At 31.3% G+C, this 431-nt stretch carries 1 protein-coding gene; it reads left to right on the top strand.

The genetic code is table 11. From position 1 onward, the window contains the following. Positions 1-301, top strand: a 301-nt coding sequence (locus tag J5M67_RS28890) for a hypothetical protein (protein ID WP_207888734.1), incomplete at its 5' end; no start/stop codon positions are given. Positions 302-431: the final 130 nt, after the last annotated feature.

Below are 431 nucleotides of genomic sequence, written 5' to 3'. Positions count from 1 at the left end.
ATATACAACTATGCCAGATGATGCTAAATGGAGATTAGATATAATTAAAGAAAAATATACCCCACATGTAGACAAAGATGAGATTTATCCAAAATTATTTGCTAGTAATGAAGATCTTGAAAGATTGGCTCAAATTGAAGCTGACCTATTACCATTTATTCAAAGAAGTCGTGCAGAATTCATACAAACAGGAATTACTGATGAAAATTGGAATTCTTACAAGGAAGAGCTAAACCGTCTTGGCTTAGAAGAATGGTTGGAGATTAAACAGAGAAACTATGACGCTTATAAAAATAAGTAGGAGAAAAAATGGAATATAATTTGAAAAACGCTAACGAATTTATAGAAAAGAATAAAGAGTCTGTGAACAAAAAGTTTTTTCCTAAAATAAATTATGCGGCGCCTATAGGATGGATAAACGATCCTAATGG

Source organism: Pseudomonas sp. 30_B (assembly GCF_017491605.1).
In the GTDB taxonomy this organism is placed as follows: Bacteria; Pseudomonadota; Gammaproteobacteria; order Pseudomonadales; family Pseudomonadaceae; genus Pseudomonas.
Note: the sequence above shows the minus strand (reverse complement) of the source record. Positions and strands in the feature narration are given on the sequence as shown.